At 66.7% G+C, this 17572-nt stretch carries 14 protein-coding genes; 9 read left to right on the top strand and 5 right to left on the bottom strand.

Going from position 1 to position 17572, the window contains the following annotated elements:
- Window positions 1–69: 69 nt before the first annotated feature.
- From IFT60_RS03815 to IFT60_RS03805, 3 genes are all read left to right on the top strand, one after another.
- Window positions 70–1356 carry a Zn-dependent hydrolase gene (locus IFT60_RS03815; RefSeq protein ID WP_192049662.1) on the top strand — a complete coding sequence of 429 codons (1287 nt, stop codon included), beginning with the start codon at window positions 70–72 and terminating at the stop codon, window positions 1354–1356.
- Window positions 1357–1424: 68 nt separating this feature from the next.
- Complete coding sequence (locus IFT60_RS03810) at window positions 1425–1754, top strand: hypothetical protein (protein ID WP_192049660.1); 330 nt, start codon at window positions 1425–1427, stop codon at window positions 1752–1754.
- 59 nt (window positions 1755–1813) lie between these two features.
- Window positions 1814–2689, top strand: coding sequence for a DMT family transporter (locus tag IFT60_RS03805; RefSeq protein ID WP_192049658.1), 876 nt, complete (start codon window positions 1814–1816; stop codon window positions 2687–2689).
- 192 nt (window positions 2690–2881) lie between these two features.
- On the opposite strand, the gene IFT60_RS03800 is transcribed toward IFT60_RS03805, so the two are convergent.
- The gene (locus IFT60_RS03800; RefSeq protein ID WP_192049656.1) at window positions 2882–3349 is read right to left on the bottom strand and encodes a GNAT family N-acetyltransferase; all 468 of its coding nucleotides are present in this window, start codon (window positions 3347–3349) and stop codon (window positions 2882–2884) included.
- 121 nt (window positions 3350–3470) lie between these two features.
- Between IFT60_RS03800 and IFT60_RS03795 the strand changes: the two genes are divergently transcribed.
- A complete protein-coding gene (locus IFT60_RS03795) occupies window positions 3471–3749 on the top strand; it encodes a hypothetical protein (RefSeq protein WP_192049654.1) in 279 nt (92 codons plus the stop codon).
- On the opposite strand, the gene IFT60_RS03790 is transcribed toward IFT60_RS03795, so the two are convergent.
- Together IFT60_RS03790 and IFT60_RS03785 are read right to left on the bottom strand one after the other, a co-directional pair.
- On the bottom strand, window positions 3746–5494 hold the full coding sequence (locus IFT60_RS03790; protein WP_192049652.1) for an allantoate amidohydrolase: 1749 nt from the start codon (window positions 5492–5494) through the stop codon (window positions 3746–3748). The two genes, IFT60_RS03795 and IFT60_RS03790, sit on opposite strands and share 4 nt — an antisense overlap.
- An 86-nt stretch (window positions 5495–5580) precedes the next feature.
- Window positions 5581–6519: a LysR substrate-binding domain-containing protein gene (locus tag IFT60_RS03785; protein WP_192049650.1), complete on the bottom strand. Its 939-nt coding sequence runs from the start codon at window positions 6517–6519 to the stop codon at window positions 5581–5583.
- Between the two features lie 110 nt (window positions 6520–6629).
- Between IFT60_RS03785 and IFT60_RS03780 the strand changes: the two genes are divergently transcribed.
- Window positions 6630–7856 (top strand): urate hydroxylase PuuD, encoded by a 1227-nt coding sequence (locus IFT60_RS03780; protein ID WP_192049648.1) that lies wholly within the window; start codon window positions 6630–6632, stop codon window positions 7854–7856.
- Window positions 7857–7888: 32 nt separating this feature from the next.
- Complete coding sequence (locus tag IFT60_RS03775) at window positions 7889–9118, top strand: M20/M25/M40 family metallo-hydrolase (protein WP_192049646.1); 1230 nt, start codon at window positions 7889–7891, stop codon at window positions 9116–9118.
- Between the two features lie 200 nt (window positions 9119–9318).
- Here the strand turns inward: IFT60_RS03775 and IFT60_RS03770 are convergent, their stop codons facing one another.
- Window positions 9319–11028, bottom strand: coding sequence for a vWA domain-containing protein (locus tag IFT60_RS03770; protein WP_192049644.1), 1710 nt, complete (start codon window positions 11026–11028; stop codon window positions 9319–9321).
- A gap of 151 nt (window positions 11029–11179) precedes the next feature.
- Window positions 11180–13555 carry a S9 family peptidase gene (locus IFT60_RS03765; RefSeq protein WP_192049642.1) on the bottom strand — a complete coding sequence of 792 codons (2376 nt, stop codon included), beginning with the start codon at window positions 13553–13555 and terminating at the stop codon, window positions 11180–11182.
- Window positions 13556–13954: 399 nt separating this feature from the next.
- Here IFT60_RS03765 and IFT60_RS03760 point away from each other — a divergent pair, with 399 nt between their 5' ends.
- The 3 genes from IFT60_RS03760 (at window position 13955) to IFT60_RS03750 (ending at window position 17564) form a co-directional block, all read left to right on the top strand.
- Window positions 13955–14602: an ANTAR domain-containing response regulator gene (locus IFT60_RS03760; RefSeq protein WP_192049640.1), complete on the top strand. Its 648-nt coding sequence runs from the start codon at window positions 13955–13957 to the stop codon at window positions 14600–14602.
- Between the two features lie 18 nt (window positions 14603–14620).
- Entirely contained in the window at window positions 14621–15763 is a 1143-nt protein-coding gene (locus IFT60_RS03755) for a CmpA/NrtA family ABC transporter substrate-binding protein (RefSeq protein WP_192049638.1), read from the top strand.
- Window positions 15764–16265: 502 nt separating this feature from the next.
- The gene (locus tag IFT60_RS03750; protein ID WP_192049636.1) at window positions 16266–17564 is read left to right on the top strand and encodes an MFS transporter; all 1299 of its coding nucleotides are present in this window, start codon (window positions 16266–16268) and stop codon (window positions 17562–17564) included.
- Window positions 17565–17572: the final 8 nt, after the last annotated feature.

Here is a 17572-nt window from a genome sequence, read left to right as displayed (position 1 = left end):
CTGCCGTCCACGCGTTCAACGAACATCTGCACACCGCACCGCGATTCAACACCGCTTTTTGGAGAAACCATGCCCGACACCCTGCGCATCAACGGCCAACGCCTGTGGAACTCCCTGATGGAACTGGCCCAAATCGGCGCCACCCCGAAAGGCGGCGTCAAGCGCCTCACCCTGACCGACCTCGACCGCCAGGGCCGCGACCTCGTCGTCGGCTGGGCCAGGGAAGCCGGCATGTCGGTCACGGTCGACAAGATCGGCAACGTCTTCATGCGCCGCCCCGGCCGCAACGACAATCTGCCGCCGATCGTCACCGGCAGCCACGTCGACACCCAACCGACCGGCGGCAAGTTCGACGGCAACTACGGCGTACTGGCCGGCATCGAGGTGGTGCGCACGCTGAACGACCACGGCATCGTCACCGACGCGCCCATCGAAGTCGCGTTCTGGACCAACGAAGAAGGTTCGCGTTTCGTGCCGGTGATGATGGGGTCCGGCGTCTTCTGCGGCGCCTTCAGCCTCGAGAGCGCCTACGCGGCGAAGGACGTCGACGGCAAGACGGTGCGCGAGGAACTCGAACGCATCGGCTACCTTGGCGAGGAAGAGCCCGGCGAGCACCCGATCGGCGCCTATTTCGAAGCGCACATCGAGCAGGGCCCGGTGCTGGAAGACGCCGACAAGGTCATCGGCGTGGTGCCGGCGGTGATGGGTCTGTCCTGGTACGACTGCCTTGTTACCGGCATGGAGGCGCATGCCGGCCCGACCCCGATGGGCTTGCGCCGCGATGCGCTGCAGGTGGCCACCACCATCATGCAGGAGGTGGTGGCCATCGCCAACCGATATCCGCCTTACGGCCGAGGCACGGTCGGCATGGTGCAGGTCTTCCCGAACAGCCGTAACGTGATTCCGGGCCAGGTGAAATTCAGCATCGACCTGCGCAACGTGAACGACGAACTCCTGAACACCATGCACGAGGAGATGCTGGCCTTCGTCGCAAGGACGCGCCTTGATACCGGCCTCGGCATCGAGATCGAACGCGTCTCGTACTACCCGCCATGTCCCTTCCATCCCGATTGCGTCGACGCGGTGCGCGCCGCCACCGACAAGCTCGGCTATTCGACGATGGACGTGGTCTCGGGCGCCGGCCATGACGCGATCTATACGGCGCGCGTGGCGCCATCAGGCATGATTTTCGTGCCCTGCAAGGATGGCATCAGCCACAACGAGATCGAGGATGCGCAACCGGCGCACCTGGAGGCCGGCTGCAACGTACTGTTGCACGCGATGCTGCATCGTGCCGGCATACCGGAGCAGGCCGCATTGGCCGAGAACGAATCGGACGCGGGGCTGGCAGCCTGAGGTCCTGGACTGCGGGCTCGGTATGCCCGCGTGCACTAGCCGTGTGAAAACGCGGCTACAATCCCCGCATGCCGAGCAAAACCCCTACCTTTCCCGGTCCGCAGACGGCGCGTGGCGCCGTGCTGGCCGTGCTGCTGTCCGACGACGACCAGACCGGCGCCGAACCGCTGCGCGGCCGCGTCACGCTGGCCGCCATCGTGCGCACCCTGAAGCGCAAGTACAACTGGCCGATCGAGACCACCAGTTTCCCATCCAACGGCGCCGATGGCCGCGCCACCTGGGCCACCGTGTACAGCCTGCCGCCGGCAGTGGTGGCGCGCGCCCTGAACGCGGGCGGGCGCGACTGGCTCAAGAGCCGCACCAGTGCCAGGCGCGTGCCGCCGCCCGAAGTCGAGTAATACGCCGCCGGCGCTGATCCAGGGTTTACACTGGACCTCCACTTTGCCGGAGAGACGCCATGCGCGACCGCGCCGCTGCACCGCCGCACTGGGCCACGCTGGCCCTGACGGCGGCGTCGATGCTGGCCTTTGCCGCCAATTCGCTGCTGTGCCGGCTGGCGCTGGCGGGCGGCGGCATCGATCCGGCCAGTTTCGGCGCGATCCGCATCGTCGCCGGGGCACTGGCGCTGGCGCTGATCGTGCGCCTGCATGCCGGAAGCCACAGCGGACCTGGCGCAGGAACCGGCGGCGACTGGATCTCGGCGGCAGCGCTGTTCGCCTATGTCGCCTTCTTTTCCTTTGCCTACGCCGGCCTGGCGGCGGGGACCGGCGCGCTGATCCTGTTCGGCGCCGTCCAGTTGACCATGTTCGGCTGGGCACTGCGCGGCGGCGAGCGTTTTACGGCGCCGGCCTGGTGCGGCCTGGCGCTGGCGGCGGCCGGTTTGATCTACCTGATGCTGCCGGGCGTGAGCGCGCCGCCCTTGCCGGGCGCGGCGTCGATGGCATTGGCGGGTGCGGCCTGGGGCGTGTATTCGCTGCGCGGGCGCGGCTCCGCCGACCCGCTGCGCGCCACCGCCGGCAACTTCCTGCGCGCGGCGCCGCTGGCGCTGGTGCTGTGGTTGCCGTTTGCCGGCGCCGCCCATGCCGACCGTACGGGCGTCGTGCTGGCAGCCGTGTCGGGCGCGGTCACCTCGGGCGTCGGCTATGCCTTGTGGTACAGCGCACTGCGTGCGTTGACGGCGATGCGGGCAGCGACGGTGCAGTTGTCGGTGCCGGTGATCACGGCATTCGGGGCGGTGCTGGTACTGGGCGAGGCGGTGACGCTGCGGCTGGTGCTTGCCTCGATAGCGATCCTCGGTGGCATCGCCTTGGTGCTGGCGCGGCGAACAAAATAAAGCGTACCGTTGGCTGTCGCGTACCGTAGGGTGGACTCCCGAGTCCACGCGTTTGCAGCGTCGGCTATTCAGCGAACCCGTTATGTTCGGACCGGTAGCGCTCCACGAAGAGCAGCAGGTTTGCAGATGTCGTAACGCGTGGACTCGGGAGTCCACCCTACGTACTACGATGCGCCACTGTTGGTAGCAAGATCAGCCGAGCAGCTTTTCCATGAACACCGACGGAATCTCGACACCCGACCGGTGCGGATACATCTCTTCGCGCACGGCCACAAAGCCGGCGCGCCGGTAGAAGGGCACCGCATTGAGCGACGCCGACAGAAACAGCCGCTTACAGCCCGCAGCACGCGCCGCGTCCTCGACGGCGCCCAGCAGCAACCCTCCGATCCCGCGCCCATGCTGCGCCGGTTCGACGAACACCGCGTCCACCTCGGCGCCGGCGTCCAGCACGGCGTAGCCGAGCACCTGTCCCGCTTCCTCGGCAACCAGGCCGCCGCCTTGCGCCAGCAAGCACTGCAGGGAATCCGGCGCCGGTGCGTCCAGCCAGGCCGTCAGCACGGCTGCGCTGTAATGCCCGGCGCAGGCGGCGGCCACCGCGCGCGTGCGCAGTGCCCAGAGGAGGGCAAGTTCACCAGTGTGTGCCGGTCGCAATTCGATCATGTGTGTTCCTTGACACTGGCATCGATGTCTCTAAGCTGGGCGTGACAGCAATCACCACTTCGCGCCGGCGGCCACGTACGCTTTTCCTGGTGCATGCGCCTCAACCGATGAAGGAGCCACCATGGAAATGATCCATTGCCCGGGCTGTGCCAGCGGCGCCGGGCACGGCAGCACGGCCTGTCCGGTGTGTGGCGCGCCGCGCGCGGCCAGCGCCGCCATCGCCGCGCCACGCAATCCGTTCAAGCTGATCGCATGCTGCGTCCTGTGGGCAGTGGCGTTCTGGTTCGCCTTTCTGTTCCTGGCCGGCGAGCGCCTGGGCGGGTTTCTCCTGCTGGCCTCGATCGGCCTGTCCATCGCCCTCACGGTAGGCGGCAAGCTGCCCGGCACCACCCGGCCTTAAGTTCCGAACCGGCGCAGGAAATCCAGCAGCACCTGCGCCGCCGCTTCGGCATCGTCCGCCGTCATCGTCTCCAGCGGATTGTGGCTGATGCCGCCATTGCCGCAGCGCGTGAACAGCATCGCGACCTCGGTCAGCTGCGCCATCTGCATGGCGTCGTGGCCGGCGCCGGAGAGCAGGTCGAAGCGCGGCAAGCCCTGGCGTTCGACTGCGGCGCCCAGCATGTCCATCAGTCGTGGCGCGCAGGGGGCGGCATCGGCCTCGACGATCTTCCACAATTTTTCCTCGATGCCGCGCCGCGCACAGATCGCGGTGATGCCGGCCAGGATGTCGTCCACCGCCGCCAGGCGCACGGCGTCGCTTGCTGCGCGGATGTCGAGCGACAGGCGGCAGGCGCCGGGGATCACGTTCACCGAACCGGCCGGCACCTCGAGCTGGCCGACGGTGCCGACCAGGGACGCGGTGCCGCCACAGCGTTCTTCGACCAGCAGCACGATTTCGGCCGCGGCCGCGGCGGCGTCGCGGCGCATGCCCATCGGCGTGGTGCCGGCATGGCTGGCCACGCCGCTCAGTTCGACCAGGTAGCGTGAGCTGCCGGCGATCGCCGTCACCACGCCCACCGGCAGGCCGCGCTCGAGCAGCACCGGTCCCTGTTCGATGTGGACCTCGACGAAGCCGAGCAGGTCCTCGGCTTTGCGCGCGATGGCGCCGATCGCGTCCGGGTCCTGGCCCGCGGCGCGGATGGCGTCGCGCAAGGTGATGCCCTCGGCATCGATGGCATCCAGCAGCGCCGGGTCGAACTGTCCGGTGATCGCGCTGCTGCCGAGGAAGGTGCTGCGGTAGCGCACGCCTTCTTCCTCGGCGAAGCCGACCACGTCCAGGTGGAAGGGCAGGCGTTCGCCGCGCGCGTGCAGGTGGGCGACGATGGCGATCGGCAGCAGGATGCCGAGGCGGCCGTCGTACTTGCCGCCGTTGCGCACGGTGTCGTAGTGCGAACCCGTCATCAGCGTCCTGGCCTGCGGGTCGTTCGAGGCGTAGCGGCCGACCACGTTGCCGACCGCGTCGACGTGCGCGTCCATGCCGGCCGCGCGCATCCAGGCGGCGAGCTGCGCGGCCGTTTTTCGGTGCGCCGGCGTCAGGTAGGCGCAGGTGAGGCCGGTGTCGGCGTCGCTCCAGGCGCCGATGGTTTCGCACCAGTCCATGATGCGTTCGCCCAGTTCGGGCTTGACGCCGAGCAGGGCGTTCAGGCGGATCTCGGCGATGCGGTGCACCTGGCGCAGCGCTTCGGCCAGTTCGTCGGCGCCCGTGTTCTTCAGGCGCCGCGCAAAGGTCTCGATGATGCTGGTGCGCGTGAGTCCGCGTCCGGTCGGGCCCTTGACGGCCAGGATGAAGGGAAAACCGAACTTGTCGTTGTAGTCGCGGTTGAGCTGATGCAGGCGCGCGTATTCGTCGGCGCTGCACAGGTTCAGGCCAGAGGCCGCCTGTTCGCCCGTGGACTCTTGCGTGAGTTCGCCGGCGATCGCCGCCTTGCCCGCCAGTTCCGGGTGGGCGCGCAGCAGCGCCAGTTGTTCGTCCGCGCTGGCGGCGTCGACGACCTCCTGCAAGGCGCGTTTCAACCCAGATAATGTAACTAACGGACGCATGTCAGCGGCGCGGGCGGCGATCCAGGGCGAGTGTTCGTAGATGCCGTTGAGCGCGGCGACGAAGGCGGCATCGTCGAGGGTATTCAGGCTTGCAAGCGTGGTCATGGTCGGCCTCGGGTGGTCAAGCGTTCGATGATAAATCCTCCGTGTGCTTCGCTCATAAGGCTGCGCATATAGCGCCAACTGCGCCGCTACTTCGACACCAGCCCCCGCGCCGCCTGGCCCACCAGGTCGCGCAGCCATTTGTGTTCCGACGACTGGTGCACGCGCTGGTGCCACAGCTGATAAAAGCGCATCGGCGGGAATTTCAGCGGCATCGTAAACGTCTTCAGCGGCAGCGTCTTTTCGTAGGAGCGCATGAACTGGCGGCCGGTGGTGAGCACCAGGTCGGTCTGGGTCAGCATGTAGGGAATCAGCCCGAAATAGGGCGACTCGACCGCGATTTTCCTGTGCATGCCCTGGCGTGCGAGGAAGGAATCGATGACGCCGTGGTAGCCCGGCAGCGTCTGCGAGGGCGCCACGTGCGGCAAACTGAGGTAGTCTTCGATGGTCATTGCGTCGGCCGCCGTGCGCCGCGCATACGGGCTGTCGGCGCGCATGGTGCAGACGATCGGGTCTTCGAACAGTTTCGAAATGTGCAGGTGCGCCGGCGGCTCGTCCCAGTTGGCGATCACCAGGTCCATCTCGCCATCGGACAGCATGCGCAGGTAATCGGCGCCGGCGCCCATGCCGTGGATCGCCACCCGGCTGTTGGGCGAGCCGCGCCGCACCGCCGCGACGACGTTCGGCAGGAACTGGGTGTCGAGGTAGTCGGGCGCGGCGATGTGAAAAGTGCGCGCCGCTTCTTCCGGCACGAAGGCGGATTTTTTTACGAACAGGCTCTCGGTTTCGTCGAGGATGCGCTTGGCCGGCTTCAGCAGGCTTTCGCCGTGCTGGGTCGGCACCATGCCGCGCGCACCGCGCACCAAGAGCGGGTCGCCCGTGAGTTCGCGCAGTTTGCGCAGCGAGGCCGAGATCGAGGGCTGCGGCTGGTTCAGTTTCAGGGCCACGCGCGAGACGTTTTTCTCCACCAGCAGCAGGTAGAGGATACGGATCAGGTGAATATCCAGGTGCTGGGGCAGGGCGGACATGTGAATGAGCGTGTTGTATATCTGAACGGGTATGTCGAATATACGCCACCTTTCATGTTGTGCAAAAAGAAATCGGTTTATCTTGAATGAAATTTTGACAAGGACTGCGCATGGACGTGTTCGGACACCTGGCCCCCTATGGCCTCGAATGGCTCAACCTGCTCGTGCGCTGGCTGCACATCATCACCGGCATCGCCTGGATCGGCGCCTCCTTCTATTTCGTCTGGCTCGACAACACCATCAGGCCACCTGCACCCGGCTCCGACCTGGCGCAAAAGGGCGTCGCCGGCGAACTCTGGGCCGTGCACGGCGGTGGCTTCTACAATCCGCAGAAGTATCTCGTCGCTCCCGCTGAACTGCCAAAAGAACTGCACTGGTTCAAGTGGGAAGCGTATTCGACCTGGCTGTCCGGCTTTGCGCTGCTGTTTATCGTCTACTACCTGAACGCGCAGGCGATGATGGTCGACCGCAGCGTGGCCGATCTGTCGAGCGGGCAGGCGGTCGGCATCGGCCTGGGCAGCCTGGTGGTGAGCTGGCTGGTCTACGACCTGCTCTGCAAATCCCCGTTGGGCAAGCATGACCTGGCTTTCGGCGCCGTCATCTTCGTGTTCCTGGTGGCTGCCAGCTATGTGCTCACGCACCTGCTCAGTGGACGCGCGGCCTACCTGCACATCGGCGCCATGATCGGCACCATCATGGTGGCGAACGTCGCCCACGTGATCATTCCCGGCCAGCGCAAGATGGTGAATGCCATGATGGCCGGCCAGAAGCCCGATCCCGTGTACGGCATCCGCGCCAAGCAGCGCTCGGTCCACAACAATTATTTTACGTTGCCGGTGCTGTTCCTCATGATCAGCAACCACTATGCGATGACCTACCGCCACGAACACGCCTGGGCGGTGCTGGCCGTGATCATGGCCGCGGGCGTGTTGATCCGCCACTTCTTCAACCTGCGCCACAAGGGCCGTATCGAGTGGAAGTACCCGGCCGCCGGCGTCGCGCTGCTGGCGGTGCTCGCCGTGCTGATCGCGCCACGCGCACCGCTGGCGCAACAGCCGGGCGTGGACGTCGCCGCCCAGTTCACGCAAGTAAAAACCATCGTCGACCAGCGCTGCGTCAGCTGCCACGCGGCCACCCCGACCCAGCCGGGCTTTGCCGCCGCGCCGGCCGGCGTGATGCTCGATTCGCCGGAACTGGTCGCCCAGCACGCGGCGCGCATCTACCAGCAGACGGTGCAACTGAAGGCAATGCCGCTGGCGAACCTCACCCACATGACCGATGCCGAACGGGCGCAGGTCGGCGCCTGGTTCGAAGCCGGCGCAAAGACTGGAAAATAAGCAGAAAAATAAGCCGGAAAACAAGGAAGACCATGGACACCAAACAGCAGCTCATCGACTGGATCGACGCCCACTTCGACGAACAGGTCGCTTTCCTGCAAGCGGTGGTGCGCATCCCGACCGATACCCCACCCGGCAACAACGCACCGCATGCCGAAGCCGTGGCGGACATGGTGTCTCAGTTCGGCTGGCAGGCCGAGCGCCACGCCGTGCCGCAGCAAGCGGTGCGCGACTACGGCATGGAAAGCATCACCAACCTGATCGTGCGCCGGCCCTACGGCGACGGCGGCCCGACCATCGCCCTCAACGCCCACGGCGACGTGGTGCCACCGGGCGAAGGCTGGACCCATCCGCCCTATGGCGCCGCGATCGAGGACGGCTTCCTGTACGGGCGCGCCGCGGCCGTCTCGAAGAGCGACTTCGCCACCTACATCTTCGCCGTGCGCGCGCTGGAGGCATTGGGCGCGCCGCTGAAAGGCGGGGTCGAACTGCATTTCACCTACGACGAGGAATTCGGCGGCCTGCTCGGCCCCGGCTGGCTGCTCGAACAGAACCTGACGCGGCCCGACCTGGTGATCGCGGCCGGCTTCGGCTACCAGGTCGTCACCGCCCACAACGCCTGCCTGCAGCTGGAAGTGACGGTGCACGGCAAGGCCGGCCATGGCGCCATGCCCGAGACCGCGATCGATGCGCTGCAGGCGGCCACGCGCATCCTGAACGCAATTTACGATCAGTTGCCGGAGTTAAGAAAAATTAAATCGGGCGTACCGGGCATCGACTCGCCGACCATGCTGGTCGGGCGCATCGACGGCGGCACCAACACGAATGTCGTGCCGGGCAAGGTGGTGCTCAAGATGGACCGGCGCATGATTCCCGAGGAAGATCCGGCCGCGGTGGAGGCGGGCGTGCGCGCACTCATCGAGAATGCGGTGGCCGGCCTGCCCGGCATCCGGCTCGAGATCCGGCGCCTGCTGCTGTCGCAGGCGCTGCGCCCGCTGCCTGGCGCCGACGCGCTCGTGGCCAGCCTGCAGCGCAACGCGCAGGCCGTGCTCGGCGAAGCGATTCCCGCCGTCGGCACGCCGCTGTATGCGGACGCGCGCCTGTACGGTGAGCGCGGCATTCCGGCGGTGATGTATGGCGCCGGTCCGCGTACGGTGCCGGAGTCGAATGCGAAAAAGGCGGACGAACGGCTGGCGCTGGAGGATTTGCGGCGGGCGACCAAGGTGGTGGCGTTGACCTTGTTCGATTTGCTGGCGCTGTAATACTGCTGCCGTGCGTTGAACGCGTGGGCGGCGTTCACGCAGCATCGACGCGCATGTTCGGGTATAGCCGTCCACCCTACGGCCTGCTGCACTTGACGTGTGATAACTCGTAGGGTGGGCGTCCCGAGCCCACGCGGATGCTGTGCCCCATTCCGCGTGGGCACGGGGTCCTACGCGGCCCGGCCCACCCTACAGGTAGGTTACGGCTGCCCCGCCTGTCCCGCCTTGCCCAGCGATTCCGTCAGCCGCACCAGCCGGACGAATTCGGCGCGGTAGCCTTCCGTATCGGCGCCGCGCGCGCCGTTGGCGAGGTCGGCGATGTCGGCATAGCTGTAGTCCGCCACCTGCGGCTCGCCGCGCAGGCGCTGGCCGAAGGCGGCGACCGCCACCGCGAAGCGCTGGTCGAGCGGCGCCGCCGCCAGCGCGCTGCGCGCCGACCCGGCGCGGACCGGCTGCTCGACCAGGCGGCTGTTCGACTCGCCCGGCAGCTTGTAGCGCACCCGCACGAAACACAGCTCGTCGCTCTTCGACGCGAACGCAGGCGCAGGCGCGGGCTGCTTGCCGGCGCCGTAGCGCAGCGGATCGACCAGGTTGCCGGCCGCGGCGGCGGGCGTGATCTCGTAGATCGCGGTTACCGTGTGGCCGGCGCCCATGTCGCCGGCGTCGACCTTGTCGTCTTTAAAATCCTGGCGCGACAGCATGCGCGTTTCGTAGCCGATCAGGCGGTAGGCGGCGACGCGCGCCGGATTGAATTCGACCTGCATCTTGACGTCGTTCGCGATCGGGAACATGGTCGAGCCGAGTTCCTCGCCCAGGGCTTTCCTCGCTTCCAGCAGCGAGTCGATGTAGGCCGCGTTGCCGTTGCCCGATTGGGTCAGGCGCTGGATCAGCGCGTCGTTCAGGTTGCCGCTGCCGACCCCGAGGATCGATAAATAGACGCCGCTCTTGCGCTTGTCCGCCACGAATTTTTCGAGTTCGCGCGGATCGGTGATGCCGACGTTGAAGTCGCCGTCGGTGGCGAGGAGGATGCGGTTGACGGCGCCCTTGTCGAAGTGGCGCTCGGCCAGCGCATAGGCGCGCTGCAGGCCTTCGCTGCCGGCCGTCGAGCCGCCCGCGCCGAGGGCGTCGATGGCGTCGATGATCTTCTGCTTGTCCTGGCCGGTGGTGGGTTCGAGCGCCACCGCGGTGCCGCTGGCGTAGGTGACGATCGCGACCCGGTCTTGCGGACGCAGGCCGTCGGCCAGCAGGCGGAAGCCCTGTTTCAGCAGCGGCAGGCGGTCGGGCGGTCCCATCGAACCCGAGACGTCGACCAGCAGCACCACGTTCAGCGGCGGCCGCGCGGCTGCCTGCAGGTCGAAGCCGCGCACGGCGATGTGCAGCAGCTGGTTCTCGCGCTGCCACGGGCTCGGCATCACTTCGGTGGTCAGTGCGAATGGCTGCGCGCGCGTCGCCAGCCGCGGGTAGGCGTAGGGGAAGTAATTCACCATTTCCTCGACCCGTACCGCGGCTGCCGGTGGCATGCGCCCGCCGTTCAGCTGGCGCCGCACGAAGGCGTAGGAGGCCGTGTCGACGTCGCTGCTGAAGGTGGAGACGGGCTGCTCGGCGACCAGCACCGCCTTGTTCGCCTGCGCGTCGGGGAATTTGTCGGCGCCAGGCGCAATGAAGGGCCCGCCATAGATCAGGGTGGGCGAGGGCCGCCCGTAGGCGGAAGACTTTTGCCTGATGGCCGAGCCGGTCACTGTCACCTGTTCCGACGCGACTGGCGCGGGTACAGGTGGCGGTGCGGGCGGTGCCGGCGGCGCGGCCGGGGTGGTCGCAATCGGCTGCGCCGTGTCCACCGGCGTGCCGCAGGCGGCCATGAGAAGGGAAAGTACGGCGAGCGCGGGCAGCGCGGCGGACGGGCGTCTCATGGCGGGGACCTGTGGAAGTTATTGTTCACATAAGATGCGCCGATCGCGGCGCCGATGCAATTGTCGTTACATGTTGTAATCGTTTGCTCCTGCGCGACGGGAACCCGGCGACCAGCCTGGCGTAGCCAGTGTCGCCGGTTCCTGCACCGCCTTACTGCTTGAGCGTGCGCTCGAACAACTTGAAGATGCGTCGGTACTGGTCGAACCAGCTCTCCGGCTGGGTGTAGGCATGGCGCTCGAGCGGGTAGCTCGCCAGTTCCCAGTTGTCCTTCTTCAGTTCGATCAGGCGCTGGGCCATGCGTACCGAGTCCTGGTAGAACACGTTGTCGTCGACCATGCCGTGCGCGATCAGCAGGTTCCCCTGCAGCTTGTCGGCGTACTCGATCGGCGACGAGATCTTATAGGCCTGCGGATCGAGGTCGGGCGTGTTCAGGATGTTGGCCGTGTACTCGTGGTTGTAGGTGGTCCAGTCGGTCACCGGGCGCAGCGCCGCGCCCGACTTGAACATCTCTGGTGCGCGCATCAGGGCCATGAAGGTCATGAAGCCGCCGTAGCTGCCGCCGTAGATGCCGACGTTCGCCGCATCGCCCTGGTGGTTCGCCACCATGTATTTCACGCCGTCCTGGTAGTCGACCAGTTCCGGGTGGCCCATCTGGCGGTAGATTGCGGTACGCCAGTTGCGGCCATAACCCTGTGAGGCACGGTAATCCATGTCGAGGACAATGTAGCCCTTCTCGACCAGCAGGTTGTGGAACATCTGCTCGCGGAAGTAGACCGGGAAGCGGTGATGGGTGTTCTGCAGGTAGCCGGCGCCGTGCACGAACATCACGACCGGGTACTTCTTACCCGCTTCCATCTTGGCCGGACGGTAGAGTTTCGACCAGACCGGGTCGCCGCCGTCGCTCGAAGGCACGGCCACGATTTCCGGTTCGATCCAGGTGCGCGCCTTGTAGTCGGCCGTGCGGGTGTCGGTCAGCTTGGCTGCGGCGCCGCCGCCGGCCGGCACCGTCGCCAGCTGGGCCGGCATATAGCTCGACGAATAGTGCACCAGCAGCGTGCGGCTGTCCGCCGACAAGCTGAAACGCTCGACGCCTGCCAGGTTCGTCACTTCGCGCGTGGCGCCATCCCTGGCGTTCACGGCGCAGACTTCATAGGTGCCCGGATTCTTGCGGTTGCAGAGCATCCAGGCGACGCTGCCATCGGCGTTCCAGCGCACGTCGCCGGCTTCCCATTTGCCGCTGGTGAGCGCGCGCGGACGGCCATCGACCGGCTGGGTGTACAGGTGCGCGTAGCCGCTTTCTTCGGACACGTACCACAGCGTGCGGTTGTCCGGCAGCCAGCCGAAGCCGCTGTTGTCGTAGTTGACCCAGGCCTCGTCGCTGAGGCGGTGCTGTGGGATCAGCCTGGCCGCGCCGAGGTCGATCCTGGCGATCCAGCGGTCCTTGTTGTCGACCGCGCGCAGCATGACGGCGGCCAGCTTGCCATCCAGGCTCCAGCGCACGGCTTCGGCCTCGTCGGCGATGCGCAGCGGGCGGTTGCCCTTCAGGGGATCGAGCTTGGCGGCGGCGCGCAACGTGGCCAAAGGGTCGGCCGCGATGCCGGGCAGGGTGTCGAAGGAGAGGTCCTGCACCTTGTTGGTGCTGAGGTCGATCAGTTTCAAGGCATGCGCGGCCGGGTTGGCGCGCCCGACGCGGGTGCGCTGGTCGTCCATCTCTTCATAGCCCGATTCGGTCACGTAGCGCGGCATCTTGCCGACGCGGCCCTTGTCGGCGCCCTTGGCAGCAGTGACCACGACCAGCCAGCGGCCATCCGGCGACAGGGCGCTGCCTTCGATCGTGACCTTGTCGCCCAGGTAGATTTGGCCGGGGGCGCGGGTCGGATCGAAGCGGCGTTCTTCTTCGGTACGCGCGCGGGCGGCGTCGCGGTCGTCCTTCGCGCGTTTCAGGGTCGTGATCAGGCGCAGCTGCATGTCGCGCAGCGCGTCCGCGTCCGGCACTGCCGGGTCCTTGGCCGCGCGCGGCAGAGCGAGCGGCGCCTGCAGGCGGCTGCTACGGTCCCAGCTGAACCAGTCATGGCCGACGCGGAATTGCAGCGCGCGCTCGTCGCTCGAATATTGCGGGCTTTCGGCCTTGACGCCGCGCGTGACCTGAACCAGTGCACCGCTTCGCAAATCACGCTCGAACAGGTCGCCGTTGCGCACCATAATGGTGCGTGTATGTGCACGGTCGTAGACTACCGCCGGGCTGTCGAGATTGGCCAGGTCGGCATCCGCCACCTTGCGCGCGCCGCCGGCAGCCGCGACGAAGGTATCGCGCAGCTGCGAGCCGGTGCGCTTCTGCTTGAAATACACGTCCTTGCCATTCCACCCCCACCATGCCCCTTCGACCGGGTTGCCGATCCAGTCCGGATGGGCCATGGCCTGGTCGAGGCTGATCGGCGTGGGGGTGGACGTCGGCGCGGCGGCAGCCGGGAGCGCAATCAGCGCACAGAGCGGCGCGGCAAGGAAGGTCAGTGCAGGAATTCGCATCGTGGAAGTCTGGTGAGTGAANGGGATTCCGGGAGCGATCAATAAAAAGCGGCCCCGTACCTATGGGGTACGGGGCCGCCGGATGATCAAGGCGCGGCGTGGATCAGGCAGGCTGCCCTGATTTGCGCGGCAGCAGCAGGGCGATGCGGACGATGACGGCAAGGGCGGCGATGCTGGCATGGAAGTATTCGATTGGCGACATGGTTTTCCTGAAGAGTAGATTGATGTTGCGGTGCAGTATAAATGCCTCCAGGCTATAAATGAACTTTCAGTTTGTGATGCAAGCGATCAGCTTCGTGAATGTTGTTCCCAACGTCTCGCTTTAGATATTGACCGCAGGAATATCGACCCTGCCGGCAACCATATGAACACTGGCGCGCTTCTTGCATGAACGCCACCATGAAACGAGAAGAGAAGCGCGCCGACCCATCGCCCAGCCTGCGCATCGTCGTCGTCACCTGCGGCGAGGTGCGCGCCGGCGACGCCGCCCTGGCCGCGCAGGCTTGCCGCAGTACGGCGCTGCGCGTCGGCTTGCTGGAATCGGGCTACGACATCGTTGCCTCGCTGCCACCGGATATCTTCCTGCCCGAGCGGATCGCCCAGTTGCAGCCCGACCTGATCATCGTCGACAGCGAATCCGACGCGCGCGACGTGCTCGAACACATCGTGATCGCCACGCGCGAGGCGCGCCGCCCAATCGTGCTGTTCACCGAAGACGACAGCGCGGCGACGATGGAGGCGGCGGTGGCGGCGGGCGTGTCGGCCTACATCGTGGCTGGCTTGCGCGCCGAGCGCGTGCGGCCGGTGCTGGACGTGGCGCTGGCGCGTTTCAGGCGCGAACAGAAGCTGCTCGGCGAACTGGCCGACACGCGCCAGAAGCTGGCCGAGCGCAAGACCATCGACCGCGCCAAGGGCGTGCTGATGGCGCGCCACAGCCTCACCGAAGACGAAGCCTATGGCCGCCTGCGCAGCCTGGCGATGAACAAGAACATGAGACTGGCCGAGATCGCGCAGCGCATCCTGGACGTCGAGGACTTGCTGGGCTGATCCGGCGAAAGGAAGCGCATGATTGACAAGGACGTTCACGTCGCCGGTTCGGACCGCCCCGAGAAAGCCGTGCTGCGCATCGGCTTCATGCCGCTGGCCGATTGCGCGCCGCTGGTGATGGCGTCGGTGCTCGGCTTCGACGAGAAATACGGCATCAAGCTGGTGCTGGAAAAGCAGCACTCGTGGTCCGCCATGCGCGACCGCTTGACGAACGGCGAGCTCGATGCCGCCCACGCTTTGTATGGCCTGCTGTACGGCCTGCAGATGGGGATCGGCGGCGCCGCGCGCGACATGGCGGTGCTGATGAACCTGAACCAGAACGGCCAGTCGATCGTGCTCGCGCGCGCCATCGCCGCCGCCGGCGTCACGGACGGCGCCGGCCTGCGCGCGCTGATGCACGCGCAGCCGCGCCGCTATACCTTCGGCCACACTTTCCCGACCGGGAACCACGCCATGTGGCTGTGCTACTGGCTGGCCGCGGCCGGCATCGATCCGATAACGCAGGCGCAGCTCGTCACGGTGCCGCCGGCGCAGATGGCGCCCAACCTCGAAGCCGGCCACATGGACGGCTTCTGCGCCGGCGAACCCTGGAGCCGGCGCGCGCTGATCGAGGCAAGCGGCATGCTGGTCGCACCTAGCAGCCAAGTCTGGCCGGATCACCCCGGCAAGGCGCTCGGCGCGCGCGCCGACTTCGTTGCCCGCAATCCGAACAGCTGCCGCGCGCTGGTGGCGGCCCTGCTGGAAACGGCGCGCTGGCTCGACGCGTCCCCGACCAACCGCGAAGCCGCCGCCGAAGTCCTGGCCAGCCCCGCCTGGGTCGGTGCCGACCTCGCCCTGCTGCGCACCTGCCTGCTGCCGCGCCGCGCCGATTTCCCCGGCCTGCGCTTCTTCGGCGGGGGCGAGGCGACCTTCCCGTGGCTGTCCGACGGCATGTGGTTCCTGACCCAGCAGCGGCGCTGGGGGCTATTACGCGAGGACCCGGCTTACCTGGACGTGGCGTGTGCGGTGAACCAGATCGGGCTGTATCGCGAAGCGGCGGCGCTGGCGGGGGTCGACGTGCCTGCGGCGTTCATGCGCAGCAGCAGGCTGATGGATGGGCGGGTGTGGGATGGGAGCGATCCGGTGAGGTATGCGGGGTCGTTCGATATTCACCAGCGCTGAGCGTAACCCGTGACTGCATGATCTGACCGGTAAGGTGGGCGGGGGAAATCAGTCCCGGGGACTGATTTCCCGCCCACGCGCTCAACGGTCGCTTGCGTCTCGGAACCGATGAGAAAGCGATATCTTCGCAATCTAAAGTTCCCGTACTAACACTTGCCGTCGCTGCTAGCACTGACTGAACGCGTGGGCGGGCAACCCGCCCACCTTACGAGTCAGAGCTCATGCAACACGGTAGAACACCGTACGGCGACAGTGCGCCGTTCCGCATCATTAATGCACATTGTGCACTGCAATAGAGCATCCTCCTTCAAGCCGCCGCCATGCACGCCCCGCACCAGGTCTGGCACGCCTCTTGCAATTACCCCAAACAGGATCAACGGCGATCCCTTCAGTTATAACCGCAGGTCCAACGCTGGACCCGCATCCGGACAACGGCGTCCGCCTCCCTGGTACCACCACCACGGGACGCGGACGCCTTTTTGTTTTCAACCCGAGGGATACCATGGCCAGCAAAGCGAGCAGCATCAGACTCACCGATTTCCACACGCCCCAGATGCGGGCCTTCCACCTGACCTGGGTCGCGTTTTTCATTTGCTTTTTCGCCTGGTTCGCCTGCGCGCCGCTGATGCCGGTCATCAAAGGCGAGTTCGGCTTGTCGGTGGCGCAGATCGCCAACATCAATATCGCCGCCGTCGCCATCACGATTTTGGTGCGCCTGATCGTCGGCCCGCTGTGCGACCGCTACGGGCCGCGCAAGACCTATACGGGTCTGCTGGCCCTGGGCGCGATTCCCGTGCTCGGCGTCGCCTTTGCCCAGAGCTACGAGAGTTTTCTCCTGTTCCGGCTCGGTATCGGCGCGGTCGGCGCCAGCTTCGTCATCACCCAGTACCACACCTCGGTGATGTTCGCCCCGAAAGTCGTCGGTACCGCCAACGCGGCCGCCGCCGGCTGGGGCAATGCCGGCGGCGGGGCGGCGCAGGCGGCGATGCCGTTGCTGCTGGGCGCGCTGCTGATGGCGGGCGTCTCCGAAACCCTGGGCTGGCGCGTCGCATTGATCGTGCCGGGCGTGGCGATGCTGGTGATGGCGGTGGTCTATTGGCGCTATACCCAGGACTGCCCTGCCGGTAACTTCAGCGAATTGCGCGCGGCCGGCATCCCCTTCGAAGGCGGCGGCAAGGGTGGCTGGGCGAGCTTTAAAGCCGCCTGCCGCAATCACCGCGCCTGGCTGCTGTTCGTCACCTACGGCGCCTGCTTCGGCATCGAGATCTTCATCCACAACATCGCCGCCATCTATTACGTCGACCATTTCGGCCTGTCGCTGAAAAGCGCCGGCATGGCGGCGGCCAGCTTCGGCCTGCTGGCGCTGTTCGCCCGCGCCCTGGGCGGCTGGCTGTCCGACCGCTGTGCAGGACGAGCCGGCGGTGACCTCAACAGCCGCGTCACCGTGCTGTTCGTGCTGATGGTGGGCGAGGGCCTGGGCCTGCTGTGGTTCGCGAACGCCGACGGCGTCGCGTTTGCCTTAATTGCTATGTTGTGCTTCGGCCTGTTCACCCACATGGCCTGCGGCGCCACCTATGCGCTGGTGCCTTTCGTGGCGCCGACCGCGCTGGGCGGCGTGGCGGGCATCGTCGGCGCCGGCGGCAATGTCGGCGCGGTGCTGGCCGGCTTCCTCATGAAGGGGACCGGCGACGTGCGCGAGACCCTGATGATCCTCGGCGGCCTGGTCGTCGTCGCCAGCCTGTGCGCACTCGGCGCCCGTTTCAGCAGTACCGCCACCGTCGCTGCCGCAGCGCGGGCGTAAGTAAATCA

Origin of the sequence: Massilia sp. CFBP 13721, assembly GCF_014842025.1 — a bacterium.
GTDB lineage: Bacteria > Pseudomonadota > Gammaproteobacteria > Burkholderiales > Burkholderiaceae_D > Telluria.
The sequence above is the reverse complement of the archived record's forward strand: the minus strand, read 5'-3'. Positions and strand labels throughout refer to the sequence as shown.

Bases quoted from the DNA above. Each gene is read 5' to 3' on its own strand.
- IFT60_RS03815 (WP_192049662.1), top strand. From the start codon at position 70: ATGCCCGACACCCTGCGCATCAACGGCCAACGCCTGTGGAACTCCCTG.
- IFT60_RS03810 (WP_192049660.1), top strand. From the start codon at position 1,425: ATGCCGAGCAAAACCCCTACCTTTCCCGGTCCGCAGACGGCGCGTGGC.
- IFT60_RS03805 (WP_192049658.1), top strand. From the start codon at position 1,814: ATGCGCGACCGCGCCGCTGCACCGCCGCACTGGGCCACGCTGGCCCTG.
- IFT60_RS03800 (WP_192049656.1), bottom strand. From the start codon at position 3,349: ATGATCGAATTGCGACCGGCACACACTGGTGAACTTGCCCTCCTCTGG.
- IFT60_RS03795 (WP_192049654.1), top strand. From the start codon at position 3,471: ATGGAAATGATCCATTGCCCGGGCTGTGCCAGCGGCGCCGGGCACGGC.
- IFT60_RS03790 (WP_192049652.1), bottom strand. From the start codon at position 5,494: ATGACCACGCTTGCAAGCCTGAATACCCTCGACGATGCCGCCTTCGTC.
- IFT60_RS03785 (WP_192049650.1), bottom strand. From the start codon at position 6,519: ATGTCCGCCCTGCCCCAGCACCTGGATATTCACCTGATCCGTATCCTC.
- IFT60_RS03780 (WP_192049648.1), top strand. From the start codon at position 6,630: ATGGACGTGTTCGGACACCTGGCCCCCTATGGCCTCGAATGGCTCAAC.
- IFT60_RS03775 (WP_192049646.1), top strand. From the start codon at position 7,889: ATGGACACCAAACAGCAGCTCATCGACTGGATCGACGCCCACTTCGAC.
- IFT60_RS03770 (WP_192049644.1), bottom strand. From the start codon at position 11,028: ATGAGACGCCCGTCCGCCGCGCTGCCCGCGCTCGCCGTACTTTCCCTT.
- IFT60_RS03765 (WP_192049642.1), bottom strand. From the start codon at position 13,555: ATGCGAATTCCTGCACTGACCTTCCTTGCCGCGCCGCTCTGTGCGCTG.
- IFT60_RS03760 (WP_192049640.1), top strand. From the start codon at position 13,955: ATGAAACGAGAAGAGAAGCGCGCCGACCCATCGCCCAGCCTGCGCATC.
- IFT60_RS03755 (WP_192049638.1), top strand. From the start codon at position 14,621: ATGATTGACAAGGACGTTCACGTCGCCGGTTCGGACCGCCCCGAGAAA.
- IFT60_RS03750 (WP_192049636.1), top strand. From the start codon at position 16,266: ATGGCCAGCAAAGCGAGCAGCATCAGACTCACCGATTTCCACACGCCC.